Origin of the sequence: Microvirga sp. (assembly GCF_014699075.1) — a bacterium.
Lineage (GTDB): Bacteria > Pseudomonadota > Alphaproteobacteria > Rhizobiales > Beijerinckiaceae > Microvirga.
Genome location: NZ_JACXAB010000030.1, coordinates 19394 through 37011 on the forward strand (window position 1 = coordinate 19394; position 17618 = coordinate 37011).

Below are 17618 nucleotides of genomic sequence, written 5' to 3' on the forward strand. Positions count from 1 at the left end.
TTCATATTTTCCTCCTGCTGGTTTTCGTTTGTAGCTCGTGCGGGCTTTCCGCTCGACTGCTAAGGACGGGCGTGACCTTGCCCAATCGGTGTGACGGCACTGCAACTTCGCCGAAACCTCGTGAGAAGCGCTCTTGAGAGAGCTTCAGGTGTTGTCTCATCGCCTGCCGCGCTGCTTCAGGATCACCGGCTGCGATGGCGTCGCGGATGACCCTGTGCTCAGCGAGCGCTTGGCTCCAAGTGTTCGCATCCTCGAAATAACTTGCGAGGCGCCGGAAGTAGGGATTCATCCGTTGATCAAAGAGCTGCCCAATGAACCGGGCTAGCATTCCATTCGAAAGAAACGCTGCGATTGCTACGTGGAATTCGCGATCAAGCGAGATCCACTTATCACTGCCGCCCGATTTCTCCATTTGAGCCAGAATTCGGTCAAGAGTACCAACGTGCTCACAATCTGCGAGGATAGCCGCTTCCGCTGCCACGGAGGGCTCTAAGATCTCACGGGCATGCAGAATTTCGAACGGGCCTTCGATCGAATTTTCGCCAGAATGTTTTGTCGCCCTCAAGGCTGACGTTCCCAGAACGTAGATGCCGGAACCGACATTGATACGAACAAGACCTTCGACTTCAAGGGCGATGAGCGCTTCGCGCACACTTGTGCGAGAGACCTGGAGGCGATCGGCAAGCTCGCGCTCAGAAGGCAGCCGCCCGCCAATCGGGTACTCACCGCTATCGATCAGATCGCGTAAATGCCTGGCAATTTGTCGGTAAAGCCGCCGTGACTCATCGACCTTGAGTGACAAGGTCTCCCTCCTGCGATCGCGTCCCGCCCCAAACGGATTATTTGCGGCCGTCTCCCTAGATTGGTCCGGCCAATTTTCTTAAAAAAGATAGCAATGTCTGTAGTGTGTCAAGTGAGATTAGTTCAGCGTAGGGGCTTGGTAACACGCCTGATCTACCGATCTTAGACGACTAGGATCGTTATGATTTGCCGCCTCTGGATTTGTCGGCAATGGAGAACGGGCTATTGGAACTTGGTAGCGCCAACAAGCTTCAGAACACGAAAGAAATTGCAACATAATCCTTAGACTTTTGGCTGATTAGTACTCTAGATTCGGCCCTCTCTTCTACGGTCAAGCATATAAGTTTCATTCCGGATATTTGGCCCTTGTGTGAGCAGGGATTAGGCCTGGTCGACGTACGGCATAGACCTGGTTCTCATAGCAGCTTATCAGTCACAAACGATGTAGACAGTCTGCCCTGGCGCCTGAACTCCGAGGAATGGGTTGCAAGCATCACCGTATCAATCCGACTATGGTGCTTGCGGTACGTAACTGTTAACACTCCCGCACCATGCAAGCACCCGACAAGAATAGTAAGTATACGTTCCTTTCTCGTCTCCAGTTTCGGCCCCGCGGAAGTACTTTGGAGCAGGTGGAGCAGTCATTGCGAACTGCAGTTCTTTCCTTGGACTTCGCCCCGGGCGAATTTATCGACAAAAGAGCCGTCTGTGCCCGACTTGGCGTTTCGATGTTTCCTGTTTCGGAGGCGCTCGCGCGCTTAGCCTTAGAAGGCCTCGTTGAGGTTCTGCCACAACGCGGCACCTGCGTAACTCGAATACGTCTGTCTGTGATTAAGGAGTTCATGCTAATCCGCCAAGCTTTGGAGGAGCTGGTGGCTGCGACAGCCGCTCACCGCCTCTCGCCTTCTACGTTGGACTTGCTTCGGGATAATCTGCAGGCTCAAGAGCAGGCTGTTGCGCGGAACGATCCATCGGAGTTCCATAGCCTTGACCTAGCGTTTCATAACACTCTGGTAGAGGCGCTGGAGCTTCCGCGGATTGCAGCGATGATCGAGGTATCACGAGCGAACGTTAATCGAGCTCGTCGCCTTCTCTCTTCGCCGCGTCGTCACATAGCTACCCTCATTGAACATCGCGAGGTGCTCCGTGCCCTTGAGGCTCGTGACGCTGAGGCAGCACGGCGCGCTATGAAGACCCATTTGGAAGCTGTCATGGAGGAGTTACAACGTGTGTCAGGTCAAAACCCTGAGATCTTCACGCCGGAATAGAAAATAGTCCGATTGCTGCGGCTGTTTTCGCTTGCCTGGCATCCGACGTTGCCTCGTATGTGGCGGTTCAGAGATTTATGCTCACGGCGGAGTTAGTCTCTTCGCTAATTTCCAAGATTAACTGGACATCATAGACAAGCGAAATTTCGAATGGGCAAAACCAGAAGAGATTGATGTGACAGACCTTACCATTGCTCCCCTGGATCAGCTTGAATCCCAGACTTTTGCGGCGCTTCAGAACGCCGGCGCCGACGAAGCTTCAGCCGGTGCAGCCACTCGTGCCATGCTGCACGCCTCGCGCCTTGGGATCGACAGTCACGGGGTTCGGCTTGCGCTACATTATACCCGCGTGCTGCGAAGCGGACGTGTCAATCCAACGCCAAAGATGCAGCTCCGCCGCACGGCCTTAGGCTCTGCCGTTCTCGATGCCGATAACGGCCTCGGTCATGCGGCTGGTTATGCGGCAATGGAGCTGGCCTGCAGTTTGGCGAAAGAAGCTGGGGTTGGTGCAGTGGGAGTGATCAACTCGTCCCATTTTGGCGCGGCCGGAGCCTATGCGCTTGCTGGAGCCGACGCTGGCTTCATTGCAGTCTCGATGTCGAACACGGACTCGATCATTGGGCTTCATGGCGGAGCTGAGCGGTTCCACGGCACAAACCCCATCGCTATTGGGGCACCCGTTCCAGACCAAAAGCCCTGGCTTCTAGACATGGCTACGTCGTCAGTTCCCTTCAATCGTGTGCTCCTCTACAAGACCTTGGGCTGGACTCTGCCCGAGGGTGTCGCCGCCGATCAATCAGGCCAACCGACCTAGGATCCTGCCCTTGTCGAGATGCTGATGCCACTCGGAGGGATTGATTTCGGGTTCAAGGGAGCTGCCTTGGCCGGCATGGTGACCCTGTTTTCGGCAATACTGACCGGCAGCACCCTAGATCATGAGATGATCCGTATGGCTGAGACGCATGATTTTGAGACACCTCGCCGGATGGGGCACTTTTGCCTCGCCATCGATCCGGCTCGGTTTGCCGGCCGGGCCCTCTATGATGAGGCCATCACACGTTATCTCGCCGCACTGCGGACGAGTGCTGCCCGTGAGGGACAGAGCGTTATGGCTCCAGGCGATCGAGAATGGGCGGTCGAGGTCGAGCGGCAGCGCAGCGGCATCCCAGTGGATCGGGAGACAGCGCAATTCCTGGGATTGATCCCATAAGGAACCCTCGACAACAGCTCTGGAAGCAGCGCTACAGCAACGCGCCCTGCATTGGATTATGATTCGGCACGGGAAGTGGTTTTGAAGCAAACTGATAGCGGCGACGCGTTGGCTCCGTCAGAACCGCCATTGCTCTAGAAAGTGTCAACTGTCCCCTGAGAAGCTCTTGTACAGTTGAAAGCATCCGCCCTTGTTCAGAGTGCTGTCGGCGGTCAAAACACCCTCAGTGTGCGTCGTAGAAAAGGGCAGACAGGGCATTAACTCGCTCAAGGGTCCGAAACTTTGCATCTGTAGCGAGGTCTCGGCGAGGATCGTAGTAGCCCAGCGTTCAAAAGTTGGTGCCGCGCGCCCTTTGTCGTCCGTCAGACATCTTGTCGATGTAGCTGAGTAAGAGGAAGTTGCGGTCCCTTGGCGCTTTAACGAGAAGCGGCTGCGGCATCGTCATGTACGTGGCCACCGAGAAAGAGTTGACCAACGCGCGGGTCCGCCAGCATCCTCTTCGCGTCGTCGTGCATACGGGTCTGGCCAAGCTCAAGCACCAAGCCATAGTCTGATAGCGCGAGCGCAGCCTTGGCGTTCTGCTCTACCATCAGGATCGTCACGCCGCTGTCGCGCAGGCGTATCAGGGTTTGGAAGACCTCCCGCACCATGTTCGGCGACAAGCCGATAGAGGGCTCGTCGATGAGCACCAACTTAGGATCGAGCAGAAGCGAGCGGGCCACCTCGAGCTGCTTCTGCTGCCCGCCGGAAAGCTCGATCGCCTTACGATTCTTGAACTCCCGCAGCATAGGGAACTGGTCCATCACCGCTTCGATGCGTTGCCTCACCCTGGCTTGGTTGGAGGCAGTGATCCCACCAAGCTCGAGGTTGTGATAGACCGAAAGCTGCGGCACCACATTGCGGCCCTGCGGCACATAGGTCACGCCGTGGGCGATCATCTGGCGCGGCGTCTGACCCGCAACGTCTTGGCCATCCAGTAGGATCTGGCCCGAGTGGATCTGCAGCAGGCCGAAGATCGCCTTAAACACAGTGGACTTGCCCGCGCCGTTGGGACCGATCATCGTGGTGATCGACGCCTTCGGGATCCTGAACGTGACGCCGTTCAGAATCGTGATCTTACCGTAGCCGCCATGGACGTTCTGCAGTTCAAGCATCAATCAGCCACCGAGATAGGCATCGATTACAGTTTGGTTCGACCGAATCTCGTCCGGTGTCCCCTCGGCAATGACTGCACCTTCGGCGAGCACGATCACGCGGGTGCAGAGGCTCATCACGAACTCCATATTATGCTCAATCACCACGAATGTCGTACCGTGCTCGGCATTGTATGCGGCGAGCCGCTCCCTCAGATGTGCGAGCATCGTTAGGTTCACGCCGCCCGCCGGCTCGTCGAGCAGCACAAGGGCTGGACCCGCCATGAAAGCCATAGCTGCATCCAGCAGCTTTTGCTGACCGTAAGACAGCGAGCCCGCCAGCGTGCCGCGCAAATGGTTTAGGCGGAAGAACGAAATCATCCGCTCAGCGTCTGCCGTGAGGCGCGCATCAGAGGGGCCAAAGAGTCGGGACAGCATTGTGCCGCGATGCTCCTGCCCCGCCAGGACGATATTGTCGAACACGCTCATCTGCGGGAATACGGCGAGCTGCTGGAAGGTGCGGCCGACTCCGAGCCTGTTCAGCTTCGACGGCCGTAGGCCGGAGACGTCGCGGCCGTTGACATGGACCTGGCCCGCATCAGGTTCGAGCTGACCGAGGATGCAGTTGAAGAGCGTCGACTTGCCGGAGCCATTCGGCCCGATCAGGCCGAGAATCTCGCCCTTGTGTACATCGAAGGACACGCCCCTGACGGCCTTGATGCCCCCGAAGCTCTTCTCGATGCGGCGGACAGAAAGGACTGGCTGGCTCATTTGAGCTGCGCCCCCTGCTGGAGATCGGCGCGGGCGACAGGCCGCGCGATGAATCGGTCGCGGATGCGTCCCCAGATGCCGATCATGCCCGACGGGACGAAGATGAGCATGACGATCACGAGCACGGCATAGATGATGAGGTAGTAGCCTTCGGTGAAACGCAGGATTTCGGGCAGCAGGATCACGACGCCCGCGCCTAGGAATGGGCCGAAGAAGTATCCCGCACCACCGACCGCGACCATCAGTAGGATGCGCAGGGAATGGGCGAGCCCGAAGGAGCCCGGCTCGATAAACTGCACGAGCGATGCAATCAGTGCCCCGGCAAGCCCGCCGTACATGGAACCGATCGCGAAAGCCAGAAGTGTGATGCGGCGGGTGTCAACTCCTAAGCTCTCGGCCCGAATCGGGTTCTCGCGCAACGCTCTGAAGGCGCGGCCCCAGGGCGAGCGAACGATGCCCCACATCGCAAGCGCGGCGATGATCGTCACCATCAGCGTGAAGTAATAGAAGGGCAGCGACCGCATTGTCGAAAAAAGACCGAAAGTCGGCCGTGGAATGCCGACCAGCCCGTAGGTTCCACCTGTCAACCACTCCTCGTTGCGCAGCACGAGGAAGACCAGCGTGTTGAACGCGAGCGTCACGAAGGCGAGGAAATGACCCTTTACGCGCAAGGCCGGATAGCCCAACCCGAACCCAACGACGAAACACGCCAATACGCCGAGTGGCATGGCCGCAAGCCAATGCCAGCCTGACAGCGTGAGGAGCGCCGTCGTATAGGCCCCGATAGCCATGAAGGAAGCCTGCGCCAGCGAGATCTGGCCGGCATAGCCCAGTGTTAGGTTGAGACCCATCGCGGCGATCGAGAAGATCAGCCACGAGGTCATCACGTAAATGATGTAGTTACCCTGTCCGAGAGGCGCGCCAATCGCGAGTGCGATCAGAACCAGGATCAGGACGCGGCGAAGCCAAGCGTTCATCAGACAGCCCTCCCCTCAGGCGTGCCCAGAATACCTTGCGGTCGGACCAGGATGATGAGGATGAGAAGGATCAACGGCAGCGCAGCGCGGTATTCGGCTGTGACGTAGGTAGCCACCAGGTTGTCCAAGACGCCGATCAGCAAGCCACCCACCAGCGCGCCGCGGATCTGGTTGAAACCGCCGACAATGGCCGCGATGAAGGCAATGAGGCCAAGGGTTTCGCCATTGGAGAACTTTGCGAGATAGACTGGCGTGATGAGGAAGGAGGCGAGCGCCGCGAGCGCTGCGTTGATCAGGAACGTGTAGAGGACCATTCTCTTCACATCGACGCCTAGGATCTCGGCCACAGCCGGATTCTGCGCGGTTGCCTGCATACAGCGGCCAGTTCGGGTGCGGTTGAGGAAGAGCGTCAGCAGGACAACGATGCCTAGCGAGAGAACAAGGTTCAGGATATCCTGCAGTGAGACGACCGCGCCGAAGATGTTGATCGGGTCGCTGGGGAGCACGGATGGGAAGGGCTGCCCCTCAGCGCTGTAGAACTCCTTCACGCTCTCCCTGATTAGAATGCCGAGCGCGATCGTGGCAATAACGAGTGTGATGCCGCCATGCGGCAGGATAGGCTCCACGACCAGCTTCTTGAATGCTGCTCCCAGTATGAGGATCGACATGGCGAGGCCGAACAGCAGCGCGCCCCAGAGCGGCAGATCGAAGTAGTTCAGGCCGACCAAGACCAGGAACGCCGGAAGCATGACGAACTCGCCCTGGGCGAAGTTGATCGTCTGGGCGGCCTGCCAGACCAGCGCAAAGCCGATCGCCACAAGCGCGTAGATAGATCCAGTCGCGAGGCCGGACAACAGTACCTGCAGGAACTGGGACATCATTTGTTTTTGCCTGAAGGCTGTGGCGACCGGCGCGGCCGGCACGAGAGCATCGAACCTAAAGGTGGAGCCCACATTCTAAGCCCAATGCCCCCTTGGGAGCGGCGCATCGTTCAGGGAAGAAAAGCATCTACTTTCCCGATGATGCGCTAGCGATCAGTTAGCCGGAACGGTGCCGATCACTACCGGTGAGCCATTGCGGACCTGCACCATGAAGCTCGGACGGGACACCTCACCGCGGTTGTCCCAGCAGGTATCGAGCAGGATCCTCGGATACTTAGTGGCTGGCAGGCACAAGCCGTGCATCTTCTCCGAGAAGGCCTCGCCATCAAACTTGCCGACGAGTTCGGTCACGTACTTGGTCGTCCAGGCTCCGATATAGCCCTTGATCGCATCGTGGGTCGGAACTCGCTTAAAGGTCTTTACGAACTTCTCTCTGAAGGCTGCAATCCCTTCGACCTGATCGGCAGTGGCCGTGATGCCGACGTGAGCGATCGCACCCTCAGCCGCGGGGCCGGCCAGCTCGATCACCTTGGCCTCCGTCAGCGTTACCTCGCCAACGAGCGGCATGGAGAGGCCCTGCTTCTTCGCCTCGATCAGGAAACGGGCGGACTCCTCTTGGTTCATATAGACGAACACAGCGTCAGCACCCGACTGCTTCAGCTTGGAGACATCCGACGCATAGTCGGTCTGCGCCTGCTCGGATGGCACGTCGGTGACAACCTCGATCCCAGCCTTCTTCATTTCGGCGATAAACACGTTGCGTCCGCCGCGGCCGAACTCGTTGTTCACCCAGGCGACGCCAACCTTCTTGGCCTTCAACGTGTCCTTGAAGTAGGGCACCAGAGCCGGGACGCCCTTCTGAGCGCCGGAGGAGGTGCGGAAGACAAACGGGTTGCCCTTCTCGACGATTGTTGGCGCCTCAGAACCGACGAATTGCGGCACGCCGTTCTGCTGCGCTACTAGCATGTTGACCAGCGTTGAGCCGGAATAGATCGTGCCCCAGATCGCATAGGCGCGTCCATCGATCGCCTTCTGCACCAGCGCACGTGATATCTGCGGATCGGTCTGCGTGTCGTACTCGGTGACCTTGACCGGCTTGCCAAGAATGCCACCTTCCGCATTGATCTCGTCCACGGCGATCCTGATGCCGTCACGCCAGTTAGTGCCCGCCGGGGCGCCGGCGCCGGAGAGCTCGACGACAACGCCGATCTCAACGGCCTCTTGGGCCTGCGCCGCCCCTACTAGGGTCAGCAGCGCCGTGCTCAGCGCAAGAACGAATTTGGAATACATCGGTGATCCTCCCTACCCTCTGTTAAGCCAGCGTTGTCTCGTTCGCGCCGTCTGAACCGGTTCAGCAGACAGACAACGAATTTAGCCGTCCTGAAATTTTGTTGATCCTTTGACGACCTAAGCCGTAACGTCAATCGCAAATATCGGCGGATATTGATAGATAATGATAAGAAATCTGATACTTAATAACGTTCTAAAGCCGTAAGGGGATTGTCGAAGGCAGCTTTCGCGATGAAGACTGGACATCCAACCTCGCCGGTCGAGTTTTCGAGATGGGCAGAAAAGACCAAGCGAGCCCAAGTAAGTTAGAACGCGAAATTCCCACAATACAGGGAACGTGAGTTCTCTCGATGCCCGACGCTCTAAAGAAGGACCTTGTGACTGCGTCCGGAGCACAAGACCCCACTACCAAGCGTCAAGACGCTCCTGAGAAGCTGTTATACAGTCCAACTATGCGCCTTTGCCTGTTGCTCTTGCACCTAACGGTCACAGATTACAGGCCGAGATAAGCCTTACGGATCATCGGGTGCCCCTGTAACTCCTCTGACGGGCCATCGAGCACCTGCTTGCCGTTCTCAAGCACGTAAACGCGGTGACTGACAGCGAGCACCTGCTTCACGTTCTGCTCCACCAGCAGGATTGGAAGACCAGTCTCGGCGACCCGTCTGATCGCTGCCATCACCTCTTTGACGAAAAGCGGCGATAGCCCGAGACTTGGCTCGTCCATAATCAGCATTTTTGGCCCGAGCATAAGAGCACGTGCAATAGCCACCATCTGCTGCTGTCCGCCGGATAACTGACCAGCCATGGCGTTGGAGTTGCGAACAAGGTCCGGGAAGAGAGTTTCAACCTTCGCCATGTTCTCGTCCCGGACAGCCTTTGCTTCAGGCAAGTAGGCCCCCAGCATCAAATTCTCCCGCACGGTCATATTCGGAAACAACTGACGGCCCATAGGCACATGCGCCAATCCCTTACGAGCCATCTGATGAGGCCGTGCTCCCTTGATCTCCTCGCCGGCGAATAGGATGCGTCCGCTCCACGGAGCAATCATGCCTGAGATCGCCCTGAGGATTGTCGATTTGCCACTACCGTTTCCACCAACGAGGCCGACCAACTCGCCGCGATCCACATGGAGAGAGGCACCAAGCACCACCTTCAGCGCACCATAACCAAGGTCGACATTGTCAACCTGCAGAATTGCCTGCCCCATCAGTCGGTCCCCAAATAGGCTTCGATCACGCGCTCATTGCTCGTTACCTGTTGCGGAGTGCCTTCAGCGATCTTCTCGCCACTGGCGAGTACAATGACATGATCGGATAGCTCAATGATCGCCTCCATGATGTGTTCGACCATCAGGACCGCGAGACCTTGCGCACTTAATGATCCCACGAAAGCGATCATCTCCCGCAACGCAGGAGGATTCAGACCCGCCATGATCTCGTCGAGAAAGATCACCTTCGGCTTTACAGCAAGCGCCTTCGCCAGCTCCAGCCGCCGTCGGCGCGCAAGGTTGAGATCTAGTGCGGGCTGGTGAGCGCGATCCGCCAGCCCCACCTGCTCGAGGACGCTCATAGCGAGGCGCTCCGCCTCGCTCCGCCGTTTGGCCGTCAGAAACGCGGCAACGAGCACATTCTCCAGGACCGTCAACTCCTCAAACGGCCGTTCGGTCTGGAAAGTCCGGCCGAACCCCAAACGGGTCCGCTTAAATGCCGGGAGCGCGGTGATATCCCTATCGAGCAAGGCGATCCTGCCGGAGTGCATGGGGGCAAAGCCCGTCACCGCATTAAACAGTGTGGTCTTGCCGGCTCCATTCGGGCCGATTAACCCAAGGATCTCGCCGGAGCCAAGGGACAGGCCAACATTGTTGACGGCCGTTACCCCACCAAACTTGACGGTAATGCCGTCAGCCCTGAGCACGTTTGGCATAGAGCCTCCGAATATGTCTGCGGGCCAGCTCCCCGACAATGCCGCGGGGAACGAAAAGCACGACCACCAGGATCAGGATCCCGTAGATCAGCATGTTCGCCTCAGCGAACGTAGTACGGAACATCTCTCCCGCTCCGATCAGCACGATGGCGCCGACTGCGGGTCCCCAGATCGTCCCGCGCCCACCGATGATGGCTGTGAGGGCGATCTGCACCGATAGGAGAAGGGCGAAAATGACGTGCGGTTCAATGAACGCTAGTACGATCCCGTAAATTCCCCCGCCGATCGAGGTGAGCGCAGCGGACAGCATGAACGCCTTCAACTTCGTCGCCGTCGGATCGATGCCCGCTGCCATCGCCGAGTCCTCGTCTTCGCGAACAGCCCGTAGCTGATAGCCGAACCGGACCCGAGAGATCACGATGACGGTAGCAATCACCACTGTTGCGAAGGCGAGCGCCATGTAGAACTGGGCCGTTCTGGAGAAGAGATCGATGCCAAACGGCTCCGGGAGGGTTGCAATGAATACGCCCGTAGCGCCTCCGGATAACCATTCCTCGTTAATGGCTACCAACCGGAGGATCTCCGCAACTGCGATGGTGGAAAGCGAAAAGTACGGCCCACGCAGGCTGAAGGTCAGCCATCCCCAAAAATAGGCGAGGACTGCCGCAACAGCGGCTGCCATGGCCATTGTCCACCATGGCGCAAGTCCGAACTGGCCCTCGCCAATGGCGACAAAATAAGCTCCGAGGCCCACGAACGATGCATGGCCAAGGCTCACCTGACCATTCCATCCGCCGAGCAGGTCCCAGGATGTGGCCCAGCCGGCAAACAGCAGGACAGAGATCGCAATCGTCAGATTGTTAGGGAAGATGGCCGGGTAGGCCATGCCGACAGCGAGCAGCACGCCCAGTCCAATGAGATGCTTTGTCATACGCGTTTCACCGTCCGTCCAAGCAGACCCTCAGGCCGGAAAAGCAGGATCAGCAGGAACGCAATCAATCCATAAGCCTCACGGTATTCGGACATGAAGTAAGAGGCGCCCAGAACCTCAACCACACCCAGCAGAATGCCTCCGGCAATCGCTGCACCGACGTTCCCCAACCCACCGAGAACCGTCACGACGAAAGCCTTCAGGGTGAACACGGCCCCCGTGTTGGTCGGAGTTGCGAACAGGAGCGGGATGAGTGTGACACCTGCCATGACCGCCAGCATCACGCCGAGACCAAAGACGATGCTATGGATCCGCCGCGTATCAATGCCGACGAGCTCGGCGCCAAGCCGGTTTTCCGCAGTGCCGCGGATGGCACGTCCAACTTCGGTCCGGTTGAGCAGCGCATAGAGTGCCGCGATCATGATGACCGTAGCGATCCCAGCGAGGAGCAGGACCATAGAGACATTGACCCCGGCAATAGAGAAAGTTGATGAGGCATATGACACCTGCACGGAGCGCGGCTCGCCACCAAAGGTGAGCAGGATCGCGTTGCCGATGATCAATGAGATCCCGAGCGTCGCCAGAAGCGCCGATTCCGGCGGCGCATCGATGACGCGTGAGAGGATGAAGCGCTCAACGATGACCCCAGCAAAGAAGCCGATCGGCATCGCGAGAAGCAGCGAAAGGTATGGATCCCATCCGAGCAGAGCGTTGAAGAGGACAGCACTGTACATGCCCAGCACAACGAAATCGCCGTGCGCGAAGTTGATCGTGCGCATGACCCCGAACACAAGGGTTAGGCCGATTCCGATGAGGGCATAAACGCCTCCCATCAGAACGCCGTTAGCAATGTTCTGGAGGAAAATATCTAACCCGGCCATTCTTGTTCCTGATTGCTGTCAGGCGTTTATCCGCCGTATGAACATGCGCGGCGGTGAGCCAGCCTGTTATGTGATTGCAGCTCTGGCTGAGCCGGCGGCTGTGCCGCCGGCTCCTTTAGGTTAGCGGGTCGACCATTCCGGCGTGGGGTGTTGCGCCTGCTTCGCAGCAAGATCATCCGGGAACACCGTGACGTGCTTGCCATCCTGGATCTGCAGGATAAGGCTTCGGATCGGGTTCTGGCCCTGGAACCCGTCAGCGCTCTTGAAGCTTACCGTCGTCACAGGCGTCGTGATGTCAGTGGCAGCCAGCGCCTCGCGTACGGAGTCACGCGACTTGGGGTCAGCACGGCGCAGCGCATCGGCCGCGACCATCAGCGCGAGATAGCCTTCTGCCTCATAGAACGAAGGCTCACCGCCGGCCTTGGCCTTCAGGCGCTCATAGAGCTGCTGAGCACCGGGATACTTCACATCCTGGCTCCAGCTTACAGCTGTTGCAACATAGTCAGCCGATTTTCCGACTTGCTGAACGAAGCTTGGAAGAGCCGCGGACGTATCGATGGCAATGACCTTGGCGTTGAGACCAACCTCACGCATCTGCCGGGTGATCGCGACACCATCCTCTGCATAGGACACGATATAGAGTATATCCGGATTGGCGCCGCGGAAGCGATTGAGGATCGGCCGGAAATCAGTGACCCCCTGATCATAAGACTGGTCACCAACGACCTTGTACCCACGCTCCGAAGCCAGACGCTTGCCTTCCTTCGCCAGTGAAGTCGGCCACGCGCCATTACCGTACAGCATGGCGACCGTTTCAAGAGGCACATCTTTCTTTGTATTCTTGAGATGGTCGAAATAGTCGAAATAAGCTCTCCCGACGATCGTCGAGTTATGCTTGGCGCGGAACACCCACGGCGAACCCGGCTTCGTGATGCTATCGTCGGCGCTGCCCAAAACGATCATCGGAACTTTTTGGCGTGTCAGGAACTGGGCAAGTGGTCCTGTGATCGAGGAAGCATAGGAGCCGATGACAAGCGGAACGCCCTTGCTGGCAAAACTCTCAGCTGCGGCAAGTGCACTCTTCGCTTCGGACCGGTCATCCTGGATCGTGAGGGTGAGCTGCTGACCCTTGATGCCTCCGTTCGCATTGATCTCGTCAAGTGCAACCTGAAGGCCGGTTCGATATCGTTCGCCAAATGCTGCAAAATTACCAGAAAGGCTGTTGATGACGCCTAGCTCAACCTGCGCCTGAGCAGGAACGCCGATCACGGACAGAGTGGCCGCTAATGCAGCGGCGATTGCAATCCTCATTTGTTTCCTCACCTTTTTATCTGCTTCACTAGGAAGTCTATTGCTGCAGGAAAGAGCCTCCTTCTGCAGTGACTTAAGCCTAGTGCGCGTCTTCGAGCTCTGCCAAACACTTTTTTCCTCGACAGAGCTTAGCTGGATATTATCCTCCGCTTAGAAACAACGTCAGTCATGGTTCACATACCTGCGCTGCGGAAAGTGACGATGTTTTAATATTACGAGGGACGCTAAATGGTCATGTTGGAAGATGATCCACTTGCTCAGGGAGGGCTCTCTGATTTCTCCCGACGGTTTCGAGCCGGCGAGATATCATCTGAACAGGCGACGCGGGCTTATCTCTCCCGCATCGAAGTGCTCGACCCACGACTCGGCGCATTCCAGCATGTTGCCCCCGAGCAGGCGCTTGAGACCGCCCGCGCAATCGACGCGCTCTATTCGGCCGGCACTGATCTTGGTCCGCTGATGGGCGTACCAGTCGCCGTGAAGGATCTGTTCGTTGTCGAGGGTATGCCCACGACAGCGGGCACCAAAATGAACATCGATGACATCGCTGGACTAGAGGGCCCCCTGGTCAAAAGTTTGCGACAGGCAGGATGCGTTATCCTTGGTAAGACAAAGACCGTCGAGTTCGCCCTCGGCATTACAGGGGTATCCAGTGCCCAGGGCACACCTATAAATCCATGGGACGCGCAAACTCCGCGCCTGCCTGGAGGCTCGAGCTCCGGTTCAGGCGTCGCAGTTGCTGCCGGTTTGTGTGCCTTCGCCATTGGCTCGGATACGGGCGGTTCAGTCCGCGTCCCCGCCGCGTTCAATGGGATATTCGGGCTCAAGACGACACCCGGTTTCTTCTCGACCGACGGGGCCTTCCCCTTGGCCCCTCATTTGGATACGCCTGGCCTGCTAACGCGCAGTGCCCGAGACGCGGCGATTGCTGTGGCTGCGCTCACAGGCGAACCGGAAGCCCGCCCTCTTCCGGTCGAGGCGCTTCGGCTTGGCATTCCTCAGGAGTACTTTTTTGATAACCTCGATCCAGTTGTCGAAGCGCAAATTAGGGGTGTGATGGAAGCCCTGTCGGCTGCAGGGTGCCGGTTGAGGCCCGTGTCTGTTCCCGAGGCGAGCGAACGCGAGCGCTATTTCCCCGCTGTTCTCCCGGCCTGCCTCATTGCGACCATCGGCCGAGATCGCTTCCTTGCCGGTCGCGACCAGATGGATCCAATTGTTGCGAAGCGCGCAACGTCTGGCCTTGATGTGACAGCAGCAGATTATCTGGCTCTTGAGGCAAAGCGAACTAGGTCTCGCCAGAGCGTGTCCGAGAAGTTCTCAGGATTCGACGGTTGGGTCACTCCGACGACCGCAACGCCTCCACCTTCCGTGGCTGACCTGGATGACGAACAGAAGGCCCTTGACCTTGCTTTGGGTATGACCCGCAACACTCAGCCTGCGAATTATTTCGCGTGTCCTGCCGTGAGCATCCCTCTGCCGCAGAAGCCTGGGAATCTTCCAATAGGACTGCAGATTATTTGTCCTGAGGGGGCTGATGTGCAGGCACTATCGGTTGCACTGGCGATTGAGGAAGTGCTCGGCATATCTGAGGCTCCAGACTTGACTAACTTCCTGAGCTAACCAGGCGCAAAACTGTCGAGGAAACACTTTTTTGAATAGCAGCTCCTTCTAGGGGACTGATGCCTATTCCAAAGCTCGCTTCCGCTAAACGCCGCTAGCTCGTCGAGCAGACGAGTGGGGTTGATTGCGAACATCCATATGGCTCAAAGTGGATTGGCGGAGGGAAGTTAGCAGATACTCAGTTCCAAGGTTTGGCGGGGACAAGTTGGTCCGGAAGGGGCTTATGCAAGATCCACGTCGTCCTGTGCTGGCCTCAACCGATCCTGCAACCTCACCACCGGCCCTTGTCGCCGCTATAACCCTGTTCTCGCCTCCCACTAAATTCGCCGACTGCAATATGCGCGTTCGCGAATGCGTTGATCACCGCCGTTGCGCACAAGCGATCGGCTGCTGTCGGATAACTGAAGGACGTGATTGAAAGCTTGCTTTGTACTTTCCGTCATCGACCACCCAAACAATCCGTGCAACTCGGTCGCGGAAACACGGATGCCGTATCCATATCCTGGATGCGGCATTTGTTCGTTATGCAGCAGTGTCTGACCTGAGAAGTAGCGTTGAGATCAAGCAACCCGCTTCAAGGAGTCCGACAAGGTGTCAATGATGGCGTCGATCTGGGAGGTCTCAATGATCAGGGGTGGCGACAGGGCGATGATATCGCCCGTGACACGGATCAGCAGCCCCCTCTCGAAGCAGTCGACGAACGCATCGTAGGCCCTGCCCCCAGGAGTTCCCGCGCGGCTGTCCAGCTCGATACCGGCGATCAGGCCGATGGTGCGAATGTCAGTGATGTTCGGCAGTCCCTTCAGGCTGTGGATGGCATCATGCCAGTAGGTCTCAATCTCCGCCGCCCGGGTGAGCAGGCCTTCTTCGCGATAGATCGAGAGGGTCGCCAGTCCGGCAGCACAAGCGGCCGGATGACCTGAATACGTGTAGCCGTGGAACAGCTCGATCTGGCTTTCAGGTCCATGCATCAGCGCATCATGCACCCTGCGGCTTGCGAACACGGCGCCCATGGGAATAGCACCATTGGTCAGACCCTTGGCCGTGGTCACCAAGTCCGGAACGACACCGAAGGAGTCTACCGCAAACGGTGCGCCAACACGTCCGAAGCCTGTGATGACCTCGTCGAAGATCAGCAGGATGCCGTGGCGGTCGCAGATCGCCCGCAAGCGCTCAAGATAGCCCTTCGGCGGGATGAGAACGCCGGTGGAACCCGCAACCGGCTCGACGATCACCGCCGCAATGGTTTCCGCCCCGTGTAGAGCGACCAGACGCTCAAGATCATCGGCAAGTTCAGCACCGTGCTCGGGCTGACCCTTCACAAAGGCATTGCGGGTCGGATCGTGAGTGTGCCGCAGATGGTCTGCACCTGGAAGCTGCGGGAACACGCGGCGATTGTTCAGAATGCCGCCAACGGTGATGCCCCCGAAGCCAACCCCGTGGTAGCCGCGCTCACGTCCAATAAACCGTGTCCTCGTGCCCTGACCGATCGCACGCTGATAGGCGACGGCCATCTTGAGTGCCGTGTCGACGGACTCCGATCCGGACCCGGTGAAGAACACACGGTCGAGGCCTGCGCTCGGCCCACCTGGCGCGATCTCGGCCAGACGTTCCGCGAACTCGAAGGCAATAGGATGGCCCATCTGGAAGGATGGTGCGTAGTCCATGGTGGAGAGTTGCCGGCCTACTGCGTCAGCAATCTCGCGGCGGCTGTGCCCAGCGTTCACGCACCACAGACCTGCGGTGCCATCGAGAACCTGACGGTTGTCATCGCTCGTGTAGTACATCCCCTCCGCCCGCGTGAGCAGGCGGGGCGCTGCCTTGAACTGGCGGTTTGCTGTAAAGGGCATCCAGTAGCTGTCGAGCCGGAAGCTGTTGTGCCGTTGGGGAGCGTTCATGACCGAGATCCTTTCGATGGCGGATCATGGCCATGATCGAAGGAGGCCAACAAGTCCTTTTCTTTATTCTGCTAAGCCACTGACATTGCTTGATGCCGTTGGGTGTGTTTGTCTTATTTGGAACAACAGAAACACGTAGGGCATGGAGCTGCGATGGAATTCGATCTGGGCGGACGACTCCGCTATGTCCGGGGGGTTCATAACCTGTCTCAGCGCGAGCTTGCCAAAAGGGCCGGCATCACGAACTCGACCATCTCGTTAATCGAGTCCAACCAGACCAATCCCTCGGTCGGTGCGTTGAAGCGCATCCTCGACGGCATCCCGATCGGACTGGCGGAGTTTTTTGCGCTGGAGCCGGAGAAGCCGAAGCAGGCCTTCTATCGTTCCGACGAGCTGGTCGAGATCGGCAAGGGCAAGATCTCTTTTCGACAGGTCGGAAACAACCTGTTCGGCCGTGCGCTTCAGATCCTGAAAGAACGCTACGAACCGGGCGCGGATACCGGCAAGGTACCCCTCACGCATCAGGGTGAGGAGGGTGGCATCATCCTGAGCGGACGGCTGGAGGTCACGGTCGAAGGCGAGCGGCGGATCCTAGGGCCAGGTGACGCGTACTACTTCGAAAGTTGGCGGCCCCACCGGTTCCGCTGCGTTGGTCCCGTGCCCTGCGAGGTCGTCAGCGCCTGCACGCCGCCGACCTTCTGACTTTGTGAGGGGCGTCCA

The 17618-nt window shown here is 58.3% G+C and carries 15 protein-coding genes and 1 pseudogene; 4 read left to right on the top strand and 12 right to left on the bottom strand.

Translation table 11 applies throughout. From position 1 onward, the window contains the following. Position 1 precedes the first annotated feature (1 nt). Complete coding sequence (locus tag IC232_RS23805) at positions 2-802, bottom strand: FadR/GntR family transcriptional regulator (RefSeq protein WP_190847442.1); 801 nt, start codon at positions 800-802, stop codon at positions 2-4. A 550-nt stretch (positions 803-1352) separates the two neighbouring features. Here IC232_RS23805 and IC232_RS23810 point away from each other — a divergent pair. Beyond that, positions 1353-2069 carry a GntR family transcriptional regulator gene (locus IC232_RS23810; protein WP_190847443.1) on the top strand — a complete coding sequence of 239 codons (717 nt, stop codon included), beginning with the start codon at positions 1353-1355 and terminating at the stop codon, positions 2067-2069. A 175-nt stretch (positions 2070-2244) separates the two neighbouring features. Further along, a pseudogene (locus IC232_RS23815) lies at positions 2245-3279 on the top strand (Ldh family oxidoreductase). A 416-nt stretch (positions 3280-3695) separates the two neighbouring features. On the opposite strand, the gene IC232_RS23820 reads toward IC232_RS23815, so the two are convergent. From IC232_RS23820 to IC232_RS23865, 10 genes are all read right to left on the bottom strand, one after another. After that, positions 3696-4433: an ABC transporter ATP-binding protein gene (locus IC232_RS23820; protein WP_190847444.1), complete on the bottom strand. Its 738-nt coding sequence runs from the start codon at positions 4431-4433 to the stop codon at positions 3696-3698. 3 nt (positions 4434-4436) lie between these two features. Then, a complete protein-coding gene (locus IC232_RS23825; protein WP_190847445.1) occupies positions 4437-5183 on the bottom strand; it encodes an ABC transporter ATP-binding protein in 747 nt (248 codons plus the stop codon). Then, positions 5180-6160: a branched-chain amino acid ABC transporter permease gene (locus IC232_RS23830; protein WP_190847446.1), complete on the bottom strand. Its 981-nt coding sequence runs from the start codon at positions 6158-6160 to the stop codon at positions 5180-5182. The genes IC232_RS23825 and IC232_RS23830 overlap by 4 nt, the downstream gene beginning before the upstream one ends. Next, positions 6160-7038, bottom strand: a complete 879-nt coding sequence (locus IC232_RS23835) for a branched-chain amino acid ABC transporter permease (RefSeq protein ID WP_190847469.1) — start codon at positions 7036-7038, stop codon at positions 6160-6162. Before IC232_RS23835 ends, IC232_RS23830 begins: the two co-directional genes overlap by 1 nt. A gap of 156 nt (positions 7039-7194) precedes the next feature. Continuing rightward, a complete protein-coding gene (locus IC232_RS23840) occupies positions 7195-8331 on the bottom strand; it encodes an ABC transporter substrate-binding protein (RefSeq protein ID WP_190847447.1) in 1137 nt (378 codons plus the stop codon). A gap of 493 nt (positions 8332-8824) precedes the next feature. Then, complete coding sequence (locus IC232_RS23845) at positions 8825-9541, bottom strand: ABC transporter ATP-binding protein (protein ID WP_190847448.1); 717 nt, start codon at positions 9539-9541, stop codon at positions 8825-8827. After that, a complete protein-coding gene (locus IC232_RS23850) occupies positions 9541-10257 on the bottom strand; it encodes an ABC transporter ATP-binding protein (protein ID WP_190847449.1) in 717 nt (238 codons plus the stop codon). Before IC232_RS23850 ends, IC232_RS23845 begins: the two co-directional genes overlap by 1 nt. After that, a complete protein-coding gene (locus tag IC232_RS23855; RefSeq protein ID WP_190847450.1) occupies positions 10235-11188 on the bottom strand; it encodes a branched-chain amino acid ABC transporter permease in 954 nt (317 codons plus the stop codon). The genes IC232_RS23850 and IC232_RS23855 overlap by 23 nt, the downstream gene beginning before the upstream one ends. Further along, positions 11185-12069, bottom strand: coding sequence for a branched-chain amino acid ABC transporter permease (locus IC232_RS23860; RefSeq protein WP_190847451.1), 885 nt, complete (start codon positions 12067-12069; stop codon positions 11185-11187). The genes IC232_RS23855 and IC232_RS23860 overlap by 4 nt, the downstream gene beginning before the upstream one ends. Positions 12070-12189: 120 nt before the next feature. Further along, positions 12190-13380, bottom strand: coding sequence for an ABC transporter substrate-binding protein (locus IC232_RS23865; protein WP_190847452.1), 1191 nt, complete (start codon positions 13378-13380; stop codon positions 12190-12192). A gap of 228 nt (positions 13381-13608) precedes the next feature. Here IC232_RS23865 and IC232_RS23870 point away from each other — a divergent pair, with 228 nt between their 5' ends. Next, the gene (locus IC232_RS23870; protein WP_190847453.1) at positions 13609-15000 is read left to right on the top strand and encodes an amidase; all 1392 of its coding nucleotides are present in this window, start codon (positions 13609-13611) and stop codon (positions 14998-15000) included. 560 nt (positions 15001-15560) lie between these two features. Here the strand turns inward: IC232_RS23870 and IC232_RS23875 are convergent. Further along, entirely contained in the window at positions 15561-16898 is a 1338-nt protein-coding gene (locus IC232_RS23875; RefSeq protein ID WP_190847454.1) for an aspartate aminotransferase family protein, read from the bottom strand. A gap of 153 nt (positions 16899-17051) precedes the next feature. On the opposite strand from IC232_RS23875, the gene IC232_RS23880 reads away from it, so the two are divergent. Continuing rightward, complete coding sequence (locus IC232_RS23880; RefSeq protein WP_190847455.1) at positions 17052-17600, top strand: cupin domain-containing protein; 549 nt, start codon at positions 17052-17054, stop codon at positions 17598-17600. Positions 17601-17618 lie beyond the last annotated feature (18 nt).